This window comes from Microbacterium sp. Mcb102 (genome assembly GCF_024519805.1).
Classification (GTDB): domain Bacteria; phylum Actinomycetota; class Actinomycetes; order Actinomycetales; family Microbacteriaceae; genus Microbacterium.
The window spans coordinates 234634-253211 of sequence record NZ_JALJRG010000004.1 but is presented as its reverse complement, the minus strand read 5'-3'; the positions used below and the strand labels follow the sequence as shown (position 1 = coordinate 253211).

The following is an 18578-nucleotide window of genomic DNA, read 5'->3' as shown; positions in this document are numbered from 1 at the left end:
CGTAGGCTGGGGCGAACGGGAGGTGAGTATGTCGCTGATCAAGGTCTCACAACAGGTGCGCGGACCGCGCACGCTCACCCACACCGTCCTGGCCGTCCTCGCGATCGCCGTGGGCATTATCGCCGGCCTACTGGCGATGCACTCCTTCAACTCGCATGCGACGGCCGCCGGTCACCATGACACCGTCACCGTCAGCACTCAGGCCGAAGTATCCGCCCATCACCCCGACGCCTCCGCGACCGCCCTCGTGCCAGCCGCGCCGACACAGGAGGCGGGATGCGCGACGTGTGGGGCCGGAGATTCGATGACGTGGATGGCGTGCGTCCTCGCGCTCCTGGTGGCCACCATCCTTCTCAGGCGGATCGGGCTCGGCTGGCGGCACACCCTCTTGGTTGCGACCCGCGCGCCCGCGACAACACGCGGGCCCGCCCGCGCTCACGCCCTTCCCCCGCCTCCATCTCTCACGGTTCTCTGCATCAGTCGCACGTGATCACGCGCTAGCCCGCTCTGGCGGGCAACGCACCCTCGGGCACCGGCAGCCGCCGGGCCCCATCACTGACCCTTGGAGAACCCTCATGAAGATTCGACCCGCGGCGATCGCCGCACTCACCCTCACCGCACTGCTCGCCCTCGCCGGCTGCGCGGGAACCACCGGATCCGACAACGGCATGGAAGGCATGGACCACGGCGGCAGCTCGTCCGCGCCCGCAGAGACAGCAGATGCGAATGACGCCGACATCATGTTCGCCAGCATGATGAAGGAACACCACGCACAGGCCATCGAGATGTCCGACGTCCTCCTCAGCAAGGACGGCGTTGACGAGCGCGTCGTCTCTCTCGCCGAAGAAATCAAAGCCGCTCAGGAGCCCGAGATCCAGCAGATGGACCAGTGGCTCGAAGACTGGGGCGCGGAGATGGACAGCATGGAGGGCATGGATCACGGCAGCGGCATGATGTCCGAAGAGGACATGCAGGCCCTCGAAGATGCCGCCGGTCCCGATGCGGGGCGTCTGTTCCTCGAGCAGATGATCCAGCACCACGAGGGTGCCGTCGACATGGCGCAAGACGAAGTCGACAACGGTCAGAACAGCGACGCCGTCGCACTGGCCGAGACCATCATCGACACGCAAACGGAAGAGATCGCCACCATGAAGGAGATCCTCGCAACTCCGTGATCCACGGGTGGGGTGCGGGACTCCCGCACCCCACCCATAGATCTGTTTGCGGACACCATCATGCGAACCCTCAAGAACTTCACCCTGCCTACTTCCCGCCTGCGACGTCGCGGAGCACTCACGATCGCTACGACAATCGCGGCCAGCATCGTGCTCGCCGGGTGCACAGCACCTGCCGAGCCGACCACCGGACACGACCACGCCACCACCATCGAACACGTCCACGCGATCGTGCCTGACCCCTCAGGAGACGGCTACCTACTGGGCGCCCACGACGGGATCTACACGGCCACGCTTGACGGCGAAATTGGCGACCGCGTCCAGAACACCGACTTTGACGCGATGGGCCTCACCGCCATCGGGGATACCCTCATCGCGTCTGGACACCCCGGGCGAACGACTGCCCCCGAACTCGGTTCCCCCAACCTCGGAATCATCCGAAGCGACGACAGCGCCCGATCCTGGTCACCGGTCTCGCTCACCGGAGAGAAGGACTTCCACGCTCTCGCCGCCGGCCCGGACGAGAGCCTGTACGGGCTTGCGTCAGACTCCATCGAACTGCTCCGCAGCGACGACACCGGACAGACATGGTCGCCCGCCGGGGAAGTCGTCGCGGTCAACCTCGCCATCGACGCCGCAGGGCAACTGTTCGCCGCCACACCCGACGGGCTGCAAGTCAGCGCGGATGAGGGCGCCACGTTCACCACCGTGAACGATGCACCGCTGCTCTACCTCCTCGCCGCTTCACCCGATAGCAAGCGCCTCGTCGGTGTCGGCAACGGCGGACAGATCTGGGTCAGACCCGCATCAGGCGCGGAGTGGGTTCCCGCCGGCACAACCCACGGCTCCGCACAAGTGATCACCATCACGAACGGCGGCGACATCTTGGTCTTCGATCAGAGCGGACTCACTGCGCTGCCCCGCTAGGCCGCCCCGAACGGTCACAATCTTTCCCGGGTTCGGATCGCAGCAACGACTTGGGCTGAGGTAGCCGATCCCAGGGGTTACTTACACCAAAGTGCTCGTCCGAGTTTGGCGCTCCCATGCCTGCGTTGCGAGCTGCACGGCGTCCCATGGGGAGCCGAGCGGGGGCGTGCAGGAGAGGTCGAGGTCACTCATCGTTGCGACGGTCATGCCGTGGTGCAGAGCCGTGGCGTAGGTGTCGACGCGCTTGGAGATCTCCGCACCGCGGGTGCCGACGAGCTGCGCGCCGAGCAGCAGACCCCTTTTGTTCCCCTGTGCGCGTGCGGTCGGGTGGCGTTGTCCCTGTACTTGCTGCATGGCGGCCTCATCGCGCTCTGGAGTAACGCGTATGGCCGCTCTGCAGAGAACTTCTACTTGGGCTGGCTGGTGATCGTTCCGGGCATGATCGTGGTGGGTTGGCTGTGGTGGCGCTTCGCCGGAACTGGCCCAGTTGAATGGGCGATGGGCTGGCTCAGCGGACGTCCCAAGACTTCCTCGTTTCGCCGGTAGAACCAGCGCGTGGCTCACGAGTTCGCAAGGAATCTTGATTGGTGGGGCTGGTAGCATCCTGAGATCATGGTCGTCTACGGTCGCACTCGCAACTGCGCCAGCCGCGCCGACGATTTCCTGATAACGAAGATCATTACAGCCCTCGGGCTGGCGCTTCTTCTCGTTGTCGGAGCATGGCCGGGCGGCCACCGTGACGCGACGGACGCGACTCCGTATCTGAGCACGACATCCTCATCGTCACTAGGAACGCCTTCCGCCGGCCATGTCTCGGCGGGTTCGGGTGAAAGCGTTGCCGGCGCGACCGCCGAACAATTCGTGACCGGGGACACAGCAAACGACATCATGATCGGTGTTGCCGGGTGCCTCTTGGGTATCATCTGCTGCTTCTTGGTGCTCATCGTCACGCGGACCTTCCTCCGTCACGTCCCCTCTTCTCGCATTCGCGAACGTTTGCCGCGCGCACCATCACTGGCGGCCATGACGGGGCGCCTGTTCGCATTGCCTCCTTCTCTCACACAGCTTTCTCTGTCGCGGACCTGACCCTGGCGGCGCCATCTTTTCGATGGCGCTCCACTGGTCGTCCTCGTTCGTTGTGTGTGTTTGGAGTGTCTATGAAATCTTCCGTGAAAGCGGTACTTGTCACCGTGGCTTTTGCCGTGGTGTTGCTGGTCGTCGCGCTGGTCTTCGTCCTCATCAATCAGAATCAAGCTGCCGCACCCGAGACGGGGCCCGCTGATGGTCCACAGGTCGTCCGTGAGAACTCGCATGTCCTCGATGACGGAGGGGAAGGGGCGGTGACGGTTGTCGAGTTCCTCGATTTCGAGTGCGAGGCCTGCGGTGCTTTCTATCCCCTCGTCGAGGATCTCCGCGGCAAGTTCGATGGCGAGATCACTTACGTGATCCGCTACTTCCCGCTGCCGGGTCACCTCAACTCGAAGAACGCCGCGATCGCTGCCGAAGCCGCAGCGCAGCAGGGCCGCCTCGAAGACATGTATCACCGCCTGTTCGAGACGCAGCCTCAATGGGGTGAGGCTCAAGAGTCGCGGGCGGACCTGTTCCGGGGGTTTGCGGAGGAACTCGGATTGGACATGGCCGCGTTCGATGAGGCTGTCGCTGATCCTGCGACAGCAGAACGGGTTCAATTTGATCTAGACGAGGGTGAGCAGCTCGGTGTCAGCAGTACCCCCTCGTTCTTCATCGATGGGGAGCCTGTCGTACTGGAGACGTGGACCGATCTGGAGGACAGCATTGAAGCCGCGGTGAACGGTGCTGAATGATGGCGCATTCGCTATCGCACCGTCGCGTCATCATCGTTGGCGCCGGGCACTCCGGATTGGCGACAGCCGCCGCGCTCAGGTCCTCCGGGTTTGAGCCACAGAAAGACTTCGTGATCATCGATTCTGCAACCCCCGGTCAACGAAGCTGGGTCACACGGCGGCAGTCGATGAAACTACGCAGTGCGGCACGCCACAGTGTCGTCCGCGGGTTCCCTTTCCCGGGCGATGAAGACCGTCATCCGAGTGCGGATGAGATGTCCGACTACCTGTCTTCGGTGGAGAAAGCCATCGGTGTGAAAACCGTGTGGAGCACACGAGCTCTTGGAGTCAACCGGTTGGGCGACGGATCCACGCTGCATCTGTCGACCTCCGCCGGGGAAGTGCAAACCCGAAATGTGGTCTGCGCAACGGGAGCTGCCGCCGTGCCGCGCATACCGGGGTGGCGCCAGGAACTAGCAGTACCCGGTTTTGTGCTGCATTCCAGCCAGTACCTCTACCCCGCGCAGGTACCCCCCGGCCCCGTGTTGGTTGTTGGCGGCGGATACAGCGGAGTGGAGATTGCTGAGGAACTCGCGTCCTCCCACGACGTCACCCTCTCCACTCGAGCGGAACCCTCACGAGTATCAGAGCGGCCCATCTGGTCAAGGCTGCGGCGTAAGGGTCCGATGTCCGAGGCACGCCCCCGCGTAGCTTCGACAGACGTCACTCATGCCGCCGCCGTAACGGAGATTCGCGGAGACACCGTGATGTTCGCCGATGGGGCGTCCATGAAGCCGTATTCCGTGGTCCTTGCGACCGGATACAGGCCGGCAGACACATGGCTGCCCGATTCGGAGCCGCCCGGGCAGCCATTGCACGTCAGTGCACGCATCCCCGGACTGTTCACTGTTGGCATGCCGCGATACTCCCGCGCGGACGCTGACACCCTCGCTGGGGCGAGTCGCGATGCGGCGACCGTCGCCCGGCTCATCGTTGGACGGCCGTAAAGGAGCACCATGACAGAAACAGGGCACAGTCACGGTATTGGTGACGCCACTCCCCGCAATCGCCTGGTCATCGCGTTCGCGATCACCTCCTCGGTCTTCATCGTCGAAGTGATCGGCGCGATCATCACAGGTAGCCTCGCACTGCTCGTTGATGCTGCACACATGCTCACCGATGTCATCGGGTTGGCGATGGCCGTCACCGCTGCGCATCTGATGAATCGTCCCCCGACTCCCAAATACACCTTCGGTCTTCAACGCACGGAGGTGCTCGGTGCGCTCGCTCAAGCAGCTCTGCTGCTCGGAGTGGGCATCTTCGCGCTCGTGGAAGGCGTACGGCGGCTGTTCGAGCCCCCTGAGATCGCTTCGGGAAGTCTGCTGTTCTTCGGCATCGTCGGTCTCGTCGCCAACATCGCCTCCATGCTCGTATTGTTCAGCGGCCGCGGACGCAATCTCAACATGCGCGCCGCGTTCCTCGAGGTCGTCAATGATGCCCTCGGTTCCGTCGGCGTCATCGCCAGCGCCATCCTCATCGCCGTTTTCGGTTGGTATCAGGCGGACGCCGTCGCGGGCGTCTTGATCGCGCTGCTCATCATTCCCCGCACCCTCATCCTGTTGCGAGCATCCGGCCGGGTGTTGATGGAGTCCACACCCGCCGGCCTCGACCTCGAGGACGTCCGCCGCCACATCCTTGCCCTTCCGCACGTGGTCGCTGTGCACGACCTCCACGCGACCCAGGTCTCGACCGACCTCCCCACGCTCACCGCCCATGTCGTGGTCGATGACACCGTCACGATGGAAGCTTCCGCCGCACTGCTGACATCACTTCAGCAATGCGTCAGCGAACATTTCGCCGTGAGCATCGAACACTCCACCTTCCAGATCGAACCCGAATCCCACCCCGGAGAGCACGACACCCATGCATAAACGCCTCTCGGCACGCACCACTGCCGTCCTCACCACCCTGTTGTTGTCGGCATCCGTCGTACTTGGGACTGCATCTTCGGCCGCCGCTCATGACGACTTCGTTTCGTCGTACCCCACCGCCGACTCGACCATCAACGGCTCCCCCGACGAGATCTCTTTGATGTTCACCGGGGCCCTCACCGGTGGTGACGACGCAACGGTCGTCGAGGTTATCGATGACAGCGGAGCAAACGTCGCCGTCGACCCGCCAACGGTGAGCGGTGACTCGATCACCCAACATCTCTCCCCCGACGCCGCAACCGGCATCTTCACCGTCCGCTGGAAGACCGTCTCCGCCGACGGACACCCGATCAACGGGGAGTATGTGTACACCGTCACGCCCGCGACGGACACGGAACCCAGCACTCCGACCACAAGCCCCACCCCTGAAACCTCCCCAACGGAGGAGCCGGAACCGGCCCGACCCGCGCAAACATACGGTGGCACGGCATCCGGTGGCGGTGCTTTCGAACTGCTCCCCCTGTTCTTCCTCTCGGGTCTGGCACTGATTCTGGGGATCGGCGTTGTGGGAGTGGTTATGGCCGGGCGCCGGCGTCACCAGCGCGACCGCGCACAGGCCGCCAAGGATGCTGCAGCTAAGGAGAAAGACGCCGATGCGTGATCGAGTCCGCCGGTCGGCCGTGATGCTCATCGTCGCCGCCATCGTCATCCTGATCGATCAAGGCACCAAGACTCTTGCTCTGAACACGTTGCGGCAGGATGCGCGTATACCGCTGATCGGTGACTGGCTCGGTCTTCAACTGGCCTTCAACCCCGGGGCGATCTTCTCGCTCGGGGAAGGCTCCACATGGGTCATCACCGTCATCGGGGTCGCTGTCACCGCGGTCCTCATCGTTGCCGCCACCCGAGCCCGGAACGTGTGGTCGGCGGTTGGTTTCGGTTTCATCGTGGGCGGTGCGATCGGGAACCTCATCGATCGCTTATTCTCGCCGCCCGCGTTCGGGATCGGGCACGTCACCGATTTCCTCGCCTACGGGAACCTGTTCATCGGCAACCTCGCCGATATCGCTCTCGGCATCGGTGCCGTGTTCCTCATCGTCGCGGGTCTGCGCACGAGCCGTCGCCGGCCAGACCCCACGTCCCGCCCCGACGACCCTGTACCCGCCGAAGAAACGGTTCACCCATGAGTCCCAAAGAACGCGTCCCCTCCACTTACCAGCGGAACGCCCTGGCCCCCAGCCTCGTCGCCGCCGCGATCCTGTTTCTGGCCCCGGCGCTCTTCCAGGCGAATTGGGCGCCGCTCGTCCTCTTCATTGCCTCAATTTTCGGGCTGATCGTCGCGTGGTTTGCGCTCCAGGCACGCCACTGGTGGTGGATCCCGGTCTTCCTCGCCATTGCCGTGCTCTGGAATCCGGTGATGCCCTTCCCCTTCTCCGGTGTCGTGTGGACCACAGCACAACCCATCGCGGCCGTGGTGTTCCTGGCAGCGGGGGCGACGATCAAGGTGATCCGGAAGTGAACTGCGCGATCTTCTTGTCACGACCATGCGTATGAGCGGCGAGATCCCCGACAGCCCCCCATCTCTGCAGGCGTTCCTCGCACCGGCCGACATTCCGCTTCCAGTGCTACCGATCGTTGCGGGGATCCTCGCTGCGCTGTATCTCGTCGGCGCGATCCGGTTGTGGACGCACGGGCGTCGTTGGCCCGTGTGGCGCACGGTCAGCTTCCTGCTCGGGTGCGTTCTCCTCGCGGCGGTCACCGGTCTGGGTGTTGAAACCTACGGCCAGGCGCTGGTGTCCGTTTTCATGTTCCAGCAGCTCACTCTGATGATGATGGTGCCGCCGCTACTGGTCCTCGGCTCACCCGGAACCCTTCTTCTGCGATCAACACCGCACCATGGGGCGGGACGGGTAGTCCTCACAGCGGCCCACAGTGCTCTTCGAAGCCCGGCCGCGAAATGGATACTCAGCCCGTGGGCCACTGTCCCGCTGTACCTGTTCGCGTTCTACGGCATCTACCTTGCGGGTGCTGCCGATGCCATCCTCGCTCTCCCCGGGGGCCACGTCGCACTCGAGGTCGGATTCCTCCTCGCCGGCATGCTCTTCACCATCCCCATCCTGTCCTCCGATCCGCTGCCGGTCAGGTTGGGTCATGGTGCCCGTGCACTGGACGTGTTTGCTGAAGCCGCGCTCCACGCGTTCTTCGGGGTGTTCCTCATGATGGCCAGCACGATCCTGGTCGGCTCATTCGTCGCCCCCACCAAAGCACTGGGCATCGATCCCCTCGCCGATCAGCAGCTAGCCGGCGCTCTGGCATGGTCCTACGGTGAAGCCCCGACCGTGCTGATGTTGATCTACGTGATGCATCGCTGGTTCCGCAGCGACACCGCCCGGGCTGCCGCGGCCGACCGGTACGCCGACGTGCACGGGAACACCGACCTCGACATGTACAACGCCTACCTCAAAAAACTGAGCTCTCATGACCGTGACCGCTGACCCATTGGTGAGACACGCCCTCTCCGTTCGACCACGGCGCGGGAACCCCCGAGCGCACGATGCGCGCCTACCAGCTGGGGTGCCGTTTCCCGTAGCGATCGTCGCGTCCGCCATCGCAGGAGGCATGCTGGATCTCGCCTACCCCGCAAACGGGTGGTGGCCCGCAACGTTCGTGAGCGTAACCATCGGGCTGTGGACGCTCCGCGGACGCTCTCTACCCGGGGCGTTCCTGATCTCCCTCGTCTACGGCGCGACCTTCTACTTCACCCACCTGGTATGGGTGACCCGGTTTCTGGGACCCATCCCATGGGTCGCGCTGGCTGGCTTGGAATCCCTGCTGTTCGGTGCCGGCGGTGCGCTGATCGCACTCGCCTATCGGGTCACCACCACCCGCGCGGGATACGCGTATCGTGCGATCACTCCCATGCTCGTCGCCGGGGTATGGATGCTGCGAGAAACACTGATGGGGAGTACGCCGTACACCGGGTTCCCATGGGCGCGCGTCGGTTTCAGCCTCGCCGAGAGCCCGCTCGCGGAAGCCGCTTCATGGGTGGGAACCACGGGGCTGTCCTTCCTGACCGTTCTCGTCTGCGCGAGCGTCGTGGAAGCCCTCATCCTCCGCCGATGGGAGCCAGCAGCAACGGCCGTGGTCATCGTCGTTGCCGCGATAGCCATCCCTCTGTTCCCCACCGAGCAAGCGGGAATGATGCGCGTCGGATGGGTACAGGGCAACGGACCCAGCGGCTACTTCGACACCAGGACACCAGGCGACATCCTGCGCGCACAGGAAGAAGCGACATCTCCTCTCCTGGGGCGTGAAATGGACCTTCTCGTCTGGCCAGAAGGGGCCGTCGACGCCGATCCCCTGCGCGATGCCGCCGTCGCAGACCGCCTTGATCGACTCGTGCAGAGTGCCGGCACTCCGGCACTGGTGAATGCGGCAACCACCCGCGGAGCCGACACGTTCAACACCTCCATGCTGTGGACCAGCGCCGGGCCGCAGCAGCTCCACGACAAGGTCAACCCCGTCCCTTTCGGCGAATACGTCCCGGACCGTTGGTTCTACGAAGCCATCGCCCCCGACCTCATCGGATTGATACAACGCGAGTACACGCCCGGCTCCAACACACCCCTCATGAACGTTGACGATGTGCCCATCGGTCTGGCGATCTGTTTCGACGTCATCTACGACGACGTCATCCACCAAAGCGCTGCCTCTGGCGCGCAAATGTTCGTGTTTCAAACCAACAACGCGGACTTCAGAGGCACCGACGAGAACCTCCAACAGCTGGCCATCGCCCGCATGCGCGCGCTCGAAACAGGGAGAACTGCGGTGAACGTCTCCACCACCGGGACCAGTCAAGTCATCGGCCGCGATGGAAAGGTGCTGGCGCAGGTTGCGGTGGACACGACCGCGGCGAAGATCACCGAGGTCCCCCTCCGCACCGGCACGACTCTCGCTGTCGTGCTGATGCCGTGGCTCGACTGGATGCTCAGTATCGGAACGGTACTAGCGCTGCTCGTCATGTCGATCCGACCGCGACGGACTCGTGCTGACTCCCAGGAAGACGGATGGATGACGTTGTGAAGCTCAAGATTCTGACCTCTGTCGCGGCGCTGTGCGCACTGCTTGTGCTCACCAGCTGCGCACCCACCATCCACCTCGAGCCCGCAGCAAACGCGAACGACCCGCTGTGCGCAGAGGTCACCGTGCGACTACCGGACTCGATTGGCGACCAGGCTCGCGTGTGGACGGACGCTCAGGCCACCGCAGCATGGGGTACCCCCAGCAGCGTGCTCCTCACCTGCGGGTTGGAGCCCCCGGCCCCCACCACCCTGCAATGTGTCAGCTTGGGGGGCGTCGATTGGATCGTCGACGAGGAGGAGACCCCGAATCTGCGGCTCACAACCTACGGCCGGGAGCCGGCTGCCCAGGTGTACGTAGACACGACCACCCTGTCGGCGGACGCGGTTCTCGAATCTCTTGCCGGGGCGATCCAGCAGCTCACCAAGACCGGTGAATGCACGGCGCCTGTGACGGAAGACCCGGACGCTCCTGGCACTGGGACGGGAGATACCACTCCATGAATCCCGTCGTTCTCCGGATCGTTGGACCAACGATTCTCGTTGTCGCCGCACTCATCGCTGTGGTGGTCGGGCTCGCAATCGGTGGAGGAGCTGCACCGAGACTCACCAGTGACCCTGGAGCGCTCGTGCGATGGGGACTCCCGGCCGCGAAGCTGTTCGTCAATCTCTCCGGTGCGGCGATGCTCGGGCCCCTGGTGCTGGCGGTGTTCGCTCTCCCCTCAGGGGGGAAACCCTTCATCGTCGCGCTAAATATTGCCTCTGCCGGCGCCGCGACCCTCACCATCACAAGCGGGGTGGTGGCTTTTCTCACCTTCCTGTCGTCATTCAATCCGCAAGTGAGCTTGGGCGCTGAGTTCGGTGCGCAGCTGGGCCGCTTCCTCCTCGACACGGAGCTGGGACGATCATGGCTTATCACCGCGATCCTCGCCTCGGTCGTGACAGTCCTCGCATTCGCTGTGCGCAGCTATGGTGCGGTGCTGTTCACGACCGTGCTTGCGGTCATCAGCCTGATACCCATGGCCACCCAGGGCCATTCGGGTGAGCTCGCCAACCACGATCCCGCGGTCATGTCCCTCGTCCTGCATGTCATTTCAGCAGCGATATGGCTCGGGGGTCTCATCCTGCTCGTCGTCGTGCGACCGATTAGCTCTCCGCACGAACTCGACAACGTGCTTCGCCGGTACTCGACGGTGGCGCTCATCGCGTTCATCGGTGTCGCCGTCTCGGGATACGCGCGGGCGCTCACTGCCCTCGGCCGGTGGGAGGATTTGGCCTCACCGTACGGCCTCATCCTCTGCACAAAGATCGGCGCTCTTCTGGTCATGGGCGTCCTGGGTGCCGCCTACCGCCGTCGACTCATCGCGAAAGCCAGCGAGGGCCGTGGCGCCTTCTGGATGATCGTGTGTGTCGAACTCGGTTTCATGGGTATCGCGAGCGGGGCCGCCGCAGCTCTCGCCCGCACCGCCGCCCCCGCCGATACGGTCACACTGCCGCAGAACACCGCCGCGGAGATCCTCACCGACGCACCTGTCCCGATCGCACTCACCCTGCAGAGATGGTTCACGGCGTGGAGCCCCGACCTCCTCTGGGTGCTCGTCGCGGGTTTCGGAATCGTCTTCTACCTCGTCGGCGTCCAACGCGCACGGCGCCGCGGGTATCCGTGGCCAGCCAGGCGGACGGTCAGCTGGATTGCGGGGATGGGGGTGCTTCTGTGGACGACCAGTGGCCCGCTCGCCGCCTACGACGACGCGCTCATCAGTATGCGATTCCTCTCCTTCGCTCTCCTCAGTCTCGCGATCCCCTTGCTCCTTGTCTTCGCGGCGCCCGTCACCCTCGCAGCCTTGGTCATCCATCCACGGGAGGATGGAAGCCGAGGACCGCGGGAATGGCTTCTCTGGGCCGCCCACAGCCCGCTGGCACGGTTTACTCTGCGCCCCGTCGTCGCGGCGGCTCTTTTCGCCACGTCGCTGTGGTTGTTCCACTACTCCGACCTGTTCCGCTGGTCGCTCTACGACCAGCTCGGAGCGGAATGGATGATCAGCCAGCTCCTCGTCACCGGGTGCCTCTTCGCACGATCGATCGCCCTAGATGCGTCCACGACCCCCGAGGGGCGGTGGCGTGTGGCCTCACTCACTGCGCTCACAGGCGTGGCAGCGTTCTTCGGCATCGCCACGATCACTCGCTCCGACCTCATCGTCGCGGAATGGTTTGGCGCCATGGGGCGGACATGGGGACCCACCCCCCTCCAGGACCAGGCCCTCGCCGGAGCCGCCACCTTGGTGATCGCGGGAATGCTCGCAATCCTCACCGGCTTCTCCGTCCTCCACACGAAACGCAACAACCGACCTACCGACAGCACCCCCGTGCCCGCCGTACGAAAGGACCCGCACCTGTGACCTCCACCCACCGCACCCGCTGGCTCGCCAGCACACTTCTAGCTCTCATCACACTGGGAATCTTGGCTACACCGGCCCCCGCAGCTCTCGCGCACGACAACCTCCTGGACACCGTGCCCGGGGCAGACGAAACCGTCACCCAACTTGACGACGTCGCTCTCACGTTCAGCGGGGAACTCATTGACTTCAGCCAGGCCAGCTTCGCCCAAGTGCAAGGACCCGACGGCCTCTTCTACGAATCCAGCTGCTCCACCATCGACCGCAACATCCTCACCACCCCGGTCGCACTCGGAGAACCGGGCGTCTACACCGTGCTGTGGAACGCCGTCTCCAGCGACGGTCACCCCATCTCCGAGAGCTTCACGTTCACGTACGCTCCCACCAGCAGCGAGCCAGGGCTGGGATGGGACAAACCAGCATGCGGGAACGAACAATCACGGATCCAACCGGCAAAGGCGTCGCCCTCCACCGCGCCAACCACCGAACCGCCAGCAGCGGACACCCCTGCCCCGGTGGTATCTGCAGGCGAGAACGAGGTGGCTTCAATCGCGATCCCGCTCATCATCGCCGTTGCTGTCATCGGTGCCGCGGTGATCACCGCCACCGTTGTCGTACGGCAAGTGAAGAAGAAAAAACACAACCGGTCGAGCGCCGACGTCCACACGGACCCGAAAGAGTGAGCCTCGTGCCAGGACAGTCGAACTCAAGTTCGATGCGTCAAATATGGGCCACAGATCAGAGATCACGGGCGAGTCGGCGCGACTTCGGCCCCCACGAACGGACGATAGACCAGACAGCGGGCAACGCGAGCATGGCCAATCGGCGCGCCCATGGCAGCAGAATCCACGAAGCCGAACTCGAGGAGAGGGCACAGTGAACGAACGACGCGTCTCCGCGGCTGCTACGGAGGCGGCTGAAGAATGCGGGTGTGCACCCACGCCCGCCGAACGCGACTCATTCTGGAAGCTGAGTGTGACTCGACGTGGCGCTTTCGGACTCGGCGCCCTCGGCGTCGCTGCATTCGCTGCATTCGGTATCGGCTCCGGCGTCTCAGCGGCGTACGCTGCGTCCTACCCGAGCTGGGACGATGTCCAACGCGCCAAGAACAACGAAGCTGCCAAGGCCGCCGAGATCACCCGAATCGAAGGGCTGATCCAGTCCTTGACGCAGAAAGTCGCCGAGACCCAGGCTGCCGCCGATACAGCCTCCGACGAGTTCTACGCAGCACAACAGGAATACTTCGCTGCGATCACGGAAGCCGAGAGCCTGCAGGCGCAGGCCGACGAACAATCAGCGATGGCCGAAACCTCTGCGCGCAGGGCCGGTCAAGTTGCGGCACAGCTGTACCGCAACGGTGGAGACGACTCAGCACTGCAACTGTTCTTCTCCGGTTCCGCGGACAACGCCGATGAGCTCCTGTCCCGGCTGGGCACCATGGACAAGCTGCTCGAGTACAACCGGTCGGTCTACGATGACGCAATCTCGGCGCGCAACACCGCCCAATCGCTGACCGATCAGGCGAAGGTCGCCCGCGACGAACGAGACCGACTACAGCAGGTCGCGGAGCAGAAGATGATTGCCGCACAAGAAGCGGCCGACGCCGCGCAAGCCGCGCTCGACGAGCAAGCCGCGAACCTCGAGACGATGCAGGCGCAGCTCGCCGCGCTGAAAGACACCACCACGCAGACGGTCGCCGGCTACCAGGCGGGTGTAGCCGCGCGCGAGGCCGAAGAGCGCGCCCGTCGCGAACGCGAAGCCGCCGAAGCGGCAGCCAACGGAGGCGGCAACGGTGGCGGCGGAGGCTCCGCCGGGAGCGGCGGTTGGGTTCGGCCCCACGGGGGCGGCCGAAGTTCAAGCTACGGCCCGCGGACCCCCATCTGTGGTTCGCAGGGCTGCTCCTCGAGCTACCACTACGGCGCCGACCTGGCCAACGGCTGCGGAGCGGCGATCTACGCCGCCAACTCCGGAACCGTGGACTACGCCGCCGCCAACGGCAACTACGGCAATTACGTCCGCATCCAACACGGCGGGGGCGTCAGCACCGGGTACGCCCACATCAAACCCGGTGGCATCGCCGTTGGCCGGGGGCAGTGGGTCAATTCCGGCCAGGTCATCGCATACGCGGGTGACACCGGACGCTCCTTCGGGTGCCATCTGCATTTCGAGGTCTACATCAACGGTGGCTACACCAACCCCGTCCGGTTCATGGAAGATCGCGGCGTCTATATCTAAGGTTCCGACGCCGGATCACGAAGTGGCGCCGTCGACATGAGCAGTTGGGTAGAGAGGACTGCTCCAGTCGGCACTCGCGACGTCCCTGCTAGGGATCTCAGAGAGGAAGGATGACGCTGCCCATCACCGCCGTCAGCCGCGACATGATGTCGGTCCACAGCCCGGTCACCATCAGGATGCCGAGGACGATCAGCAGTATGCCGCCGCAAACGTTCAGCACCCGGATGTGACGTCGGAGAAACTCGACCGTCTTTGCCGCCCAACCGAACCCCAGTGCGACCAGCAGGAACGGGATGCCGAGGCCAAGCGAATACGCGAGACCAAGGAAGCCAGCCCGGACAGGGTCGCCGGCGTTGAACGAGAGCGCGATGATCGCGGCAAGCGTCGGCCCCATGCACGGCGCCCAGCCGATACCGAGTGCCACTCCGAGTAGCGGCGCCCCGACGATCCCGGCCCGGGAGCCGACGTGGAAGCGGACCTCCCGCTGGGCGAAACTGAACAACCCGAGGAAGACGAGCCCCATCAGGATGACGACGACTCCGAGGATGCGCGTGACCAGGTCACCCCAGCGTAGGAAGAACACGCCGGCCGTCCCGCTCAGCGCAGTGATGAGAACAAAGACGACACTGAAGCCGAGGATGAACAGAAGCACGCCGACAACGAGCTGACGGCGCTCAGGCGCGACTGCGTTCGTCGCGTCACCCTTCGAGCGCGGCGCGACCGCTCCGCCGAGGAAGCCGAGGAAGCCGGGGACCAGCGGGAGCACGCAGGGCGACAGGAACGACACGAGGCCGGCGAGCATCGCGACGGGGACTGCGAGCCAGAGCGCACCGGACCCGATGATGGTGTCTGCGTTCACGGCGTCTCCGCTAGGGCGTCTTTGACGAGGGTCGAGAGGATCGAGGTGCCGTCGATGGGCCCGATGATGCGGGCGGCGACACGGCCCTGTCTGTCGAGCACGAGAGTGGTCGGTGTCGCCTGGATCGGCACAGCCTCGGAGAAAGCGAGTTTCGCCTCGGCCGTGTTCACGTCGATCAGGCTCGGGTAGGTGATGCCGAACTCGTCAGAGAAAGCCTGGGCAGTGTCAGCCTGGTCGCGGGTATTGATGCCGATGAAAGCCACATCCTCGCCGCCGTATTCCTGCCAGACGCTTTCAAGATCCTTCGCCTCGATGCGGCACGGCGCGCACCCGGCGTACCAGAAGTTCACCACCGTGACCTTGCCGGCGTTGTCCGCACTGTCGAAATCATCACCAGTTTCAGTAACGCCACTGAAGACCACGGGCTCGCTCCGCTCGGCCACCGGGACCTCGACAATAGCGCCGTTGCCGGCCACATACCCGGTGTTCTCACCCTTGAGGTAGGAATCGCTGACCGGATCCGGCGCACACCCGCTCAGACCGATGGCGAACACTGCGGCGAGCATGACTCCCGCCGCACCGCGAACGGTACTAAAACGTGGGTCTCGAGGCACATTCGCACCTTACGCAGATCCCCTATGCGTCCGCCGAACCGTGCCACCGCCCCACGAGATCGCTTGCCACTTTCGATGTTCGTCAGAGCAAGTTGATGCGTAGGCGACCTCGGCGTTGCTGACACACGGCGTCAATCCCGGACGACCGTGTGACAACATCCGCGAGAATCCGCCACCTTTCATGAGAACAGCGACAGGTTTCGTGAGAATGCGACAGGTTTCGTGAGAATGCGACAGGTTTCATGAGAAACGACATGTCGAAATCTGTGTCCGATCTCACGAGAGTTGTCGTGGGATCGGATCGCGATCCCGCGGGTTTCCGGGACAGCTGTAGCCGGCACATGGAGCGACTTGCCTCATGACGCTTATCAGAATTTTGACGACGAGAATGATCGACCAAGCTGACTTGCTCGAGAGGCGTTGGAGCCAGTCACATGTGGCAGGGTGGATCGCCGCAGGGCCGCGGGCATGGGCACCCACTGCACTAGGGGCGCGGTCTAGGAAGACTCTGCTGCGATCGGGATGTCGATATGCCCGCGAGCCACGACGACGTTGCGCTGGATGACGTAGCACTCCACGTAATGATTCCCTCGGAAGGAGGTCACTTCGCGCCGCTCGGTGCCGTGGGTCGGACGGATGATCTCACCGCGTATGTGATCCCGCCGCTCAGCCTCGGCTCCTCGGTTCAGTACCTTCCAACGCACCTCATATGATCCCGGCACGTCGATGTTGTCGATTGCGAACGTAAGTTGTTTCTTTGCGGGCAGTCGCGAGAACAGGTTGAGAAATGAGTTCAGCGAGGTAGGACGGAATCCGTCCTGGGTCACGGTACAGCTAATCTCAACCGAAAAACGGATGTCCACGGGATGGGTGTCCTCGATGAACTCTTCCGTGTCGTTGAACGACCTGGCTGCAAGCGCATTCTCCGCTCCAGCCACTACTGCTGGGACGGACTTCCCGAATACTGCTCTCCACTTCTTGTACTCGTTCTTCTGACCAGCAGCGTTGACCGCGTCGGTGCAAAGCTCAGCGCCGGACGCAGCCTTCTTCTGGAAGCGCTTCTTGACTCGAACGCGCTGGCGGCTTCCAAGCGCCAGATAGAAATCGTGGTCCACCTGGTCCGCGAGGTACAGAAGGAAGTCGCGCATCATCTCGCCGTAGGACTCGGACGTGCCAGAGCGATGTTCCGTCGTAGACGTCAGGAAATTGTAGGCAAGGGTGTCTACGAGCAGCCCGCCCATCACGACTCCTTGCTTGTTGCGCCATGCTCGAGCGAGCTTGCACAAGCGTCGCAGATTGCCACTAGTAGCTGAGTCTTCCTCGCTGATTGCGGAGATCTCATCGCGTGGCTTCGTCATCTTCCACGAGTCGCTGTAAGTGTCCGGGTAGTCGAAGGACCCGTCATCGTTTTCGAACACGGGCTGCACCTCGAAAGTGAAGTTCGAGAACTCCACTACGACGACCAGCCTGTCGACCCCGACAGTCGTCGTCGGATACCGCTTCTGGATCGCAGCGCGGGCGCGCCGCAGCGCTTTGAGCGGCCCGCCTTCCTCCTCGTATGAGGCGCGCAGACTGGACGGCAACATGTACAAGAGGTCAAGGTCCGATATACCTTTGATCGCTGTCCAACGACCGTAGGAACCGACCATCAGCTTGTTCGCCGTGGAGCCGGTCAAGCTGCGGAACTCGCTGTTCAGAGCTTTCGTTACTTCGTCCCGCCGGTCGGCGATGCTCTCAGCAGTGTTGACCCTGAGATTGGTGAGGAGACCATCGAAGATGTCACCGGTTTGCGACATCAGTGCTCCCAATCCTCTCGAAGCGCCTCCGGCAGCATCAAATCGATCTCCTGCGTGCTGAAAGTGAGGTCTTCCTTGTCCTTCAGGCCGGATTGAGCCATGGCGTACGCCTGCGGTGTCGTTCGCGGGGCGTCCTTCAGCACGGCCTGAGCCGCCTTCTGCAGCTCGTCTCGTCTCTGCCGCGCCTGGTCGAGCGGCAGAGACTCGGACTTCAGGTCCACAATCAGCGACAGATACGACTCCCGCAAGTTCCACAGCAAAGCCGCGGTGTCGCGGTGCTGCTGCATCTCCTCGCCGTATCGGAATGTCCGGTCACCCAGGCTTGCCGCCGTGACTAGCACGGCGATGAAGGAGGTAGCTAGCGATGCCCACTGCGGGTCCAGCAGCAGCCCGAAGAGTGACGCTAGGAACGTCCCCGATCCGACCGCCGTGAGAACGAACTTCCAGACTCTTTGCCTCCGCGAGGACATCGCGCAGATGTCAGCTTGCTTCTCATGGGTCTTCTGCGTGTAGGCGATGCGCCCATATAGCTCTCTCACCTGGTTGAGAAGCAACTCACGACCCGCCTCTGACGGTTCTGTCTCTCGTCGATGCATCTTTCCCCCAGCCCACGGCGACAGTCCGCCGCAAGTGCATGCTAGCGGCGGACACCGACACGGCCCGTTTCGAAGGAGAACCAATGGGCGTAGCTCGGCCGAAACGTTGGGGACGAGGTCCCGCGCAGGCTACGACTCATTCCGGAGACCCCAGAGAGAAACGACTCT

The 18578-nt window shown here is 63.8% G+C and carries 20 protein-coding genes and 1 pseudogene; 16 read left to right on the top strand and 5 right to left on the bottom strand.

Annotated elements, in window-relative coordinates:
• The first annotated feature begins 28 nt into the window (after positions 1-28).
• The 3 genes from OC372_RS12550 to OC372_RS12540 all read left to right on the top strand — a co-directional run bounded on the left by OC372_RS12550 (position 29) and on the right by OC372_RS12540 (position 2102).
• Positions 29-490, top strand: a complete 462-nt coding sequence (locus OC372_RS12550) for a DUF6153 family protein (RefSeq protein ID WP_051671013.1) — start codon at positions 29-31, stop codon at positions 488-490.
• Positions 491-575: 85 nt separating this feature from the next.
• Positions 576-1175 carry a DUF305 domain-containing protein gene (locus tag OC372_RS12545; RefSeq protein ID WP_029259139.1) on the top strand — a complete coding sequence of 200 codons (600 nt, stop codon included), beginning with the start codon at positions 576-578 and terminating at the stop codon, positions 1173-1175.
• A gap of 60 nt (positions 1176-1235) precedes the next feature.
• A complete protein-coding gene (locus tag OC372_RS12540) occupies positions 1236-2102 on the top strand; it encodes a F510_1955 family glycosylhydrolase (RefSeq protein WP_262002261.1) in 867 nt (288 codons plus the stop codon).
• Positions 2103-2183: 81 nt separating this feature from the next.
• Here OC372_RS12540 and OC372_RS12535 read toward each other — a convergent pair.
• A pseudogene (locus OC372_RS12535) lies at positions 2184-2402 on the bottom strand (CoA-disulfide reductase); the annotation flags it as partial.
• 312 nt (positions 2403-2714) lie between these two features.
• On the opposite strand from OC372_RS12535, the gene OC372_RS12530 reads away from it, so the two are divergent.
• The 13 genes from OC372_RS12530 to OC372_RS12470 all read left to right on the top strand — a co-directional run bounded on the left by OC372_RS12530 (position 2715) and on the right by OC372_RS12470 (position 14545).
• A complete protein-coding gene (locus OC372_RS12530; RefSeq protein ID WP_029259136.1) occupies positions 2715-3188 on the top strand; it encodes a hypothetical protein in 474 nt (157 codons plus the stop codon).
• 71 nt (positions 3189-3259) lie between these two features.
• The gene (locus OC372_RS12525) at positions 3260-3925 is read left to right on the top strand and encodes a DsbA family protein (protein WP_134352971.1); all 666 of its coding nucleotides are present in this window, start codon (positions 3260-3262) and stop codon (positions 3923-3925) included.
• The gene (locus OC372_RS12520) at positions 3922-4911 is read left to right on the top strand and encodes an NAD(P)-binding domain-containing protein (RefSeq protein WP_315985398.1); all 990 of its coding nucleotides are present in this window, start codon (positions 3922-3924) and stop codon (positions 4909-4911) included. Before OC372_RS12525 ends, OC372_RS12520 begins: the two co-directional genes overlap by 4 nt.
• Positions 4912-4920: 9 nt before the next feature.
• Positions 4921-5835 carry a cation diffusion facilitator family transporter gene (locus tag OC372_RS12515; protein ID WP_029259133.1) on the top strand — a complete coding sequence of 305 codons (915 nt, stop codon included), beginning with the start codon at positions 4921-4923 and terminating at the stop codon, positions 5833-5835.
• Between the two features lie 43 nt (positions 5836-5878).
• A complete protein-coding gene (locus tag OC372_RS12510) occupies positions 5879-6496 on the top strand; it encodes a copper resistance protein CopC (RefSeq protein ID WP_262002260.1) in 618 nt (205 codons plus the stop codon).
• Positions 6489-7022 carry a signal peptidase II gene (lspA, locus tag OC372_RS12505; protein WP_058631456.1) on the top strand — a complete coding sequence of 178 codons (534 nt, stop codon included), beginning with the start codon at positions 6489-6491 and terminating at the stop codon, positions 7020-7022. The genes OC372_RS12510 and lspA overlap by 8 nt, the downstream gene beginning before the upstream one ends.
• A complete protein-coding gene (locus OC372_RS12500; RefSeq protein WP_045278974.1) occupies positions 7019-7354 on the top strand; it encodes a DUF6804 family protein in 336 nt (111 codons plus the stop codon). The genes lspA and OC372_RS12500 overlap by 4 nt, the downstream gene beginning before the upstream one ends.
• Before the next feature lie 25 nt (positions 7355-7379).
• Complete coding sequence (locus tag OC372_RS12495) at positions 7380-8330, top strand: cytochrome c oxidase assembly protein (RefSeq protein WP_058631457.1); 951 nt, start codon at positions 7380-7382, stop codon at positions 8328-8330.
• 124 nt (positions 8331-8454) lie between these two features.
• On the top strand, positions 8455-9918 hold the full coding sequence (lnt, locus tag OC372_RS12490; RefSeq protein ID WP_232762584.1) for an apolipoprotein N-acyltransferase: 1464 nt from the start codon (positions 8455-8457) through the stop codon (positions 9916-9918).
• Positions 9903-10418 carry a DUF3515 domain-containing protein gene (locus tag OC372_RS12485; RefSeq protein ID WP_262002259.1) on the top strand — a complete coding sequence of 172 codons (516 nt, stop codon included), beginning with the start codon at positions 9903-9905 and terminating at the stop codon, positions 10416-10418. Before lnt ends, OC372_RS12485 begins: the two co-directional genes overlap by 16 nt.
• Before the next feature lie 125 nt (positions 10419-10543).
• Positions 10544-12313, top strand: a complete 1770-nt coding sequence (locus tag OC372_RS12480) for a cytochrome c oxidase assembly protein (RefSeq protein ID WP_261811490.1) — start codon at positions 10544-10546, stop codon at positions 12311-12313.
• Entirely contained in the window at positions 12310-12993 is a 684-nt protein-coding gene (locus OC372_RS12475) for a copper resistance protein CopC (RefSeq protein WP_261811491.1), read from the top strand. The genes OC372_RS12480 and OC372_RS12475 overlap by 4 nt, the downstream gene beginning before the upstream one ends.
• Positions 12994-13186: 193 nt before the next feature.
• Entirely contained in the window at positions 13187-14545 is a 1359-nt protein-coding gene (locus OC372_RS12470) for a M23 family metallopeptidase (protein WP_261811492.1), read from the top strand.
• Positions 14546-14642: 97 nt separating this feature from the next.
• Here OC372_RS12470 and OC372_RS12465 read toward each other — a convergent pair whose 3' ends face one another.
• From OC372_RS12465 to OC372_RS12450, 4 genes are all read right to left on the bottom strand, one after another.
• Positions 14643-15404, bottom strand: coding sequence for a cytochrome c biogenesis CcdA family protein (locus OC372_RS12465; RefSeq protein WP_262002258.1), 762 nt, complete (start codon positions 15402-15404; stop codon positions 14643-14645).
• Complete coding sequence (locus OC372_RS12460) at positions 15401-15970, bottom strand: TlpA family protein disulfide reductase (RefSeq protein WP_136054588.1); 570 nt, start codon at positions 15968-15970, stop codon at positions 15401-15403. Before OC372_RS12460 ends, OC372_RS12465 begins: the two co-directional genes overlap by 4 nt.
• 545 nt (positions 15971-16515) lie before the next feature.
• Entirely contained in the window at positions 16516-17814 is a 1299-nt protein-coding gene (locus OC372_RS12455) for a nucleotide-binding domain-containing protein (protein WP_262002257.1), read from the bottom strand.
• Positions 17814-18368: an SLATT domain-containing protein gene (locus tag OC372_RS12450; protein ID WP_262002256.1), complete on the bottom strand. Its 555-nt coding sequence runs from the start codon at positions 18366-18368 to the stop codon at positions 17814-17816. The genes OC372_RS12455 and OC372_RS12450 overlap by 1 nt, the downstream gene beginning before the upstream one ends.
• Positions 18369-18578 lie beyond the last annotated feature (210 nt).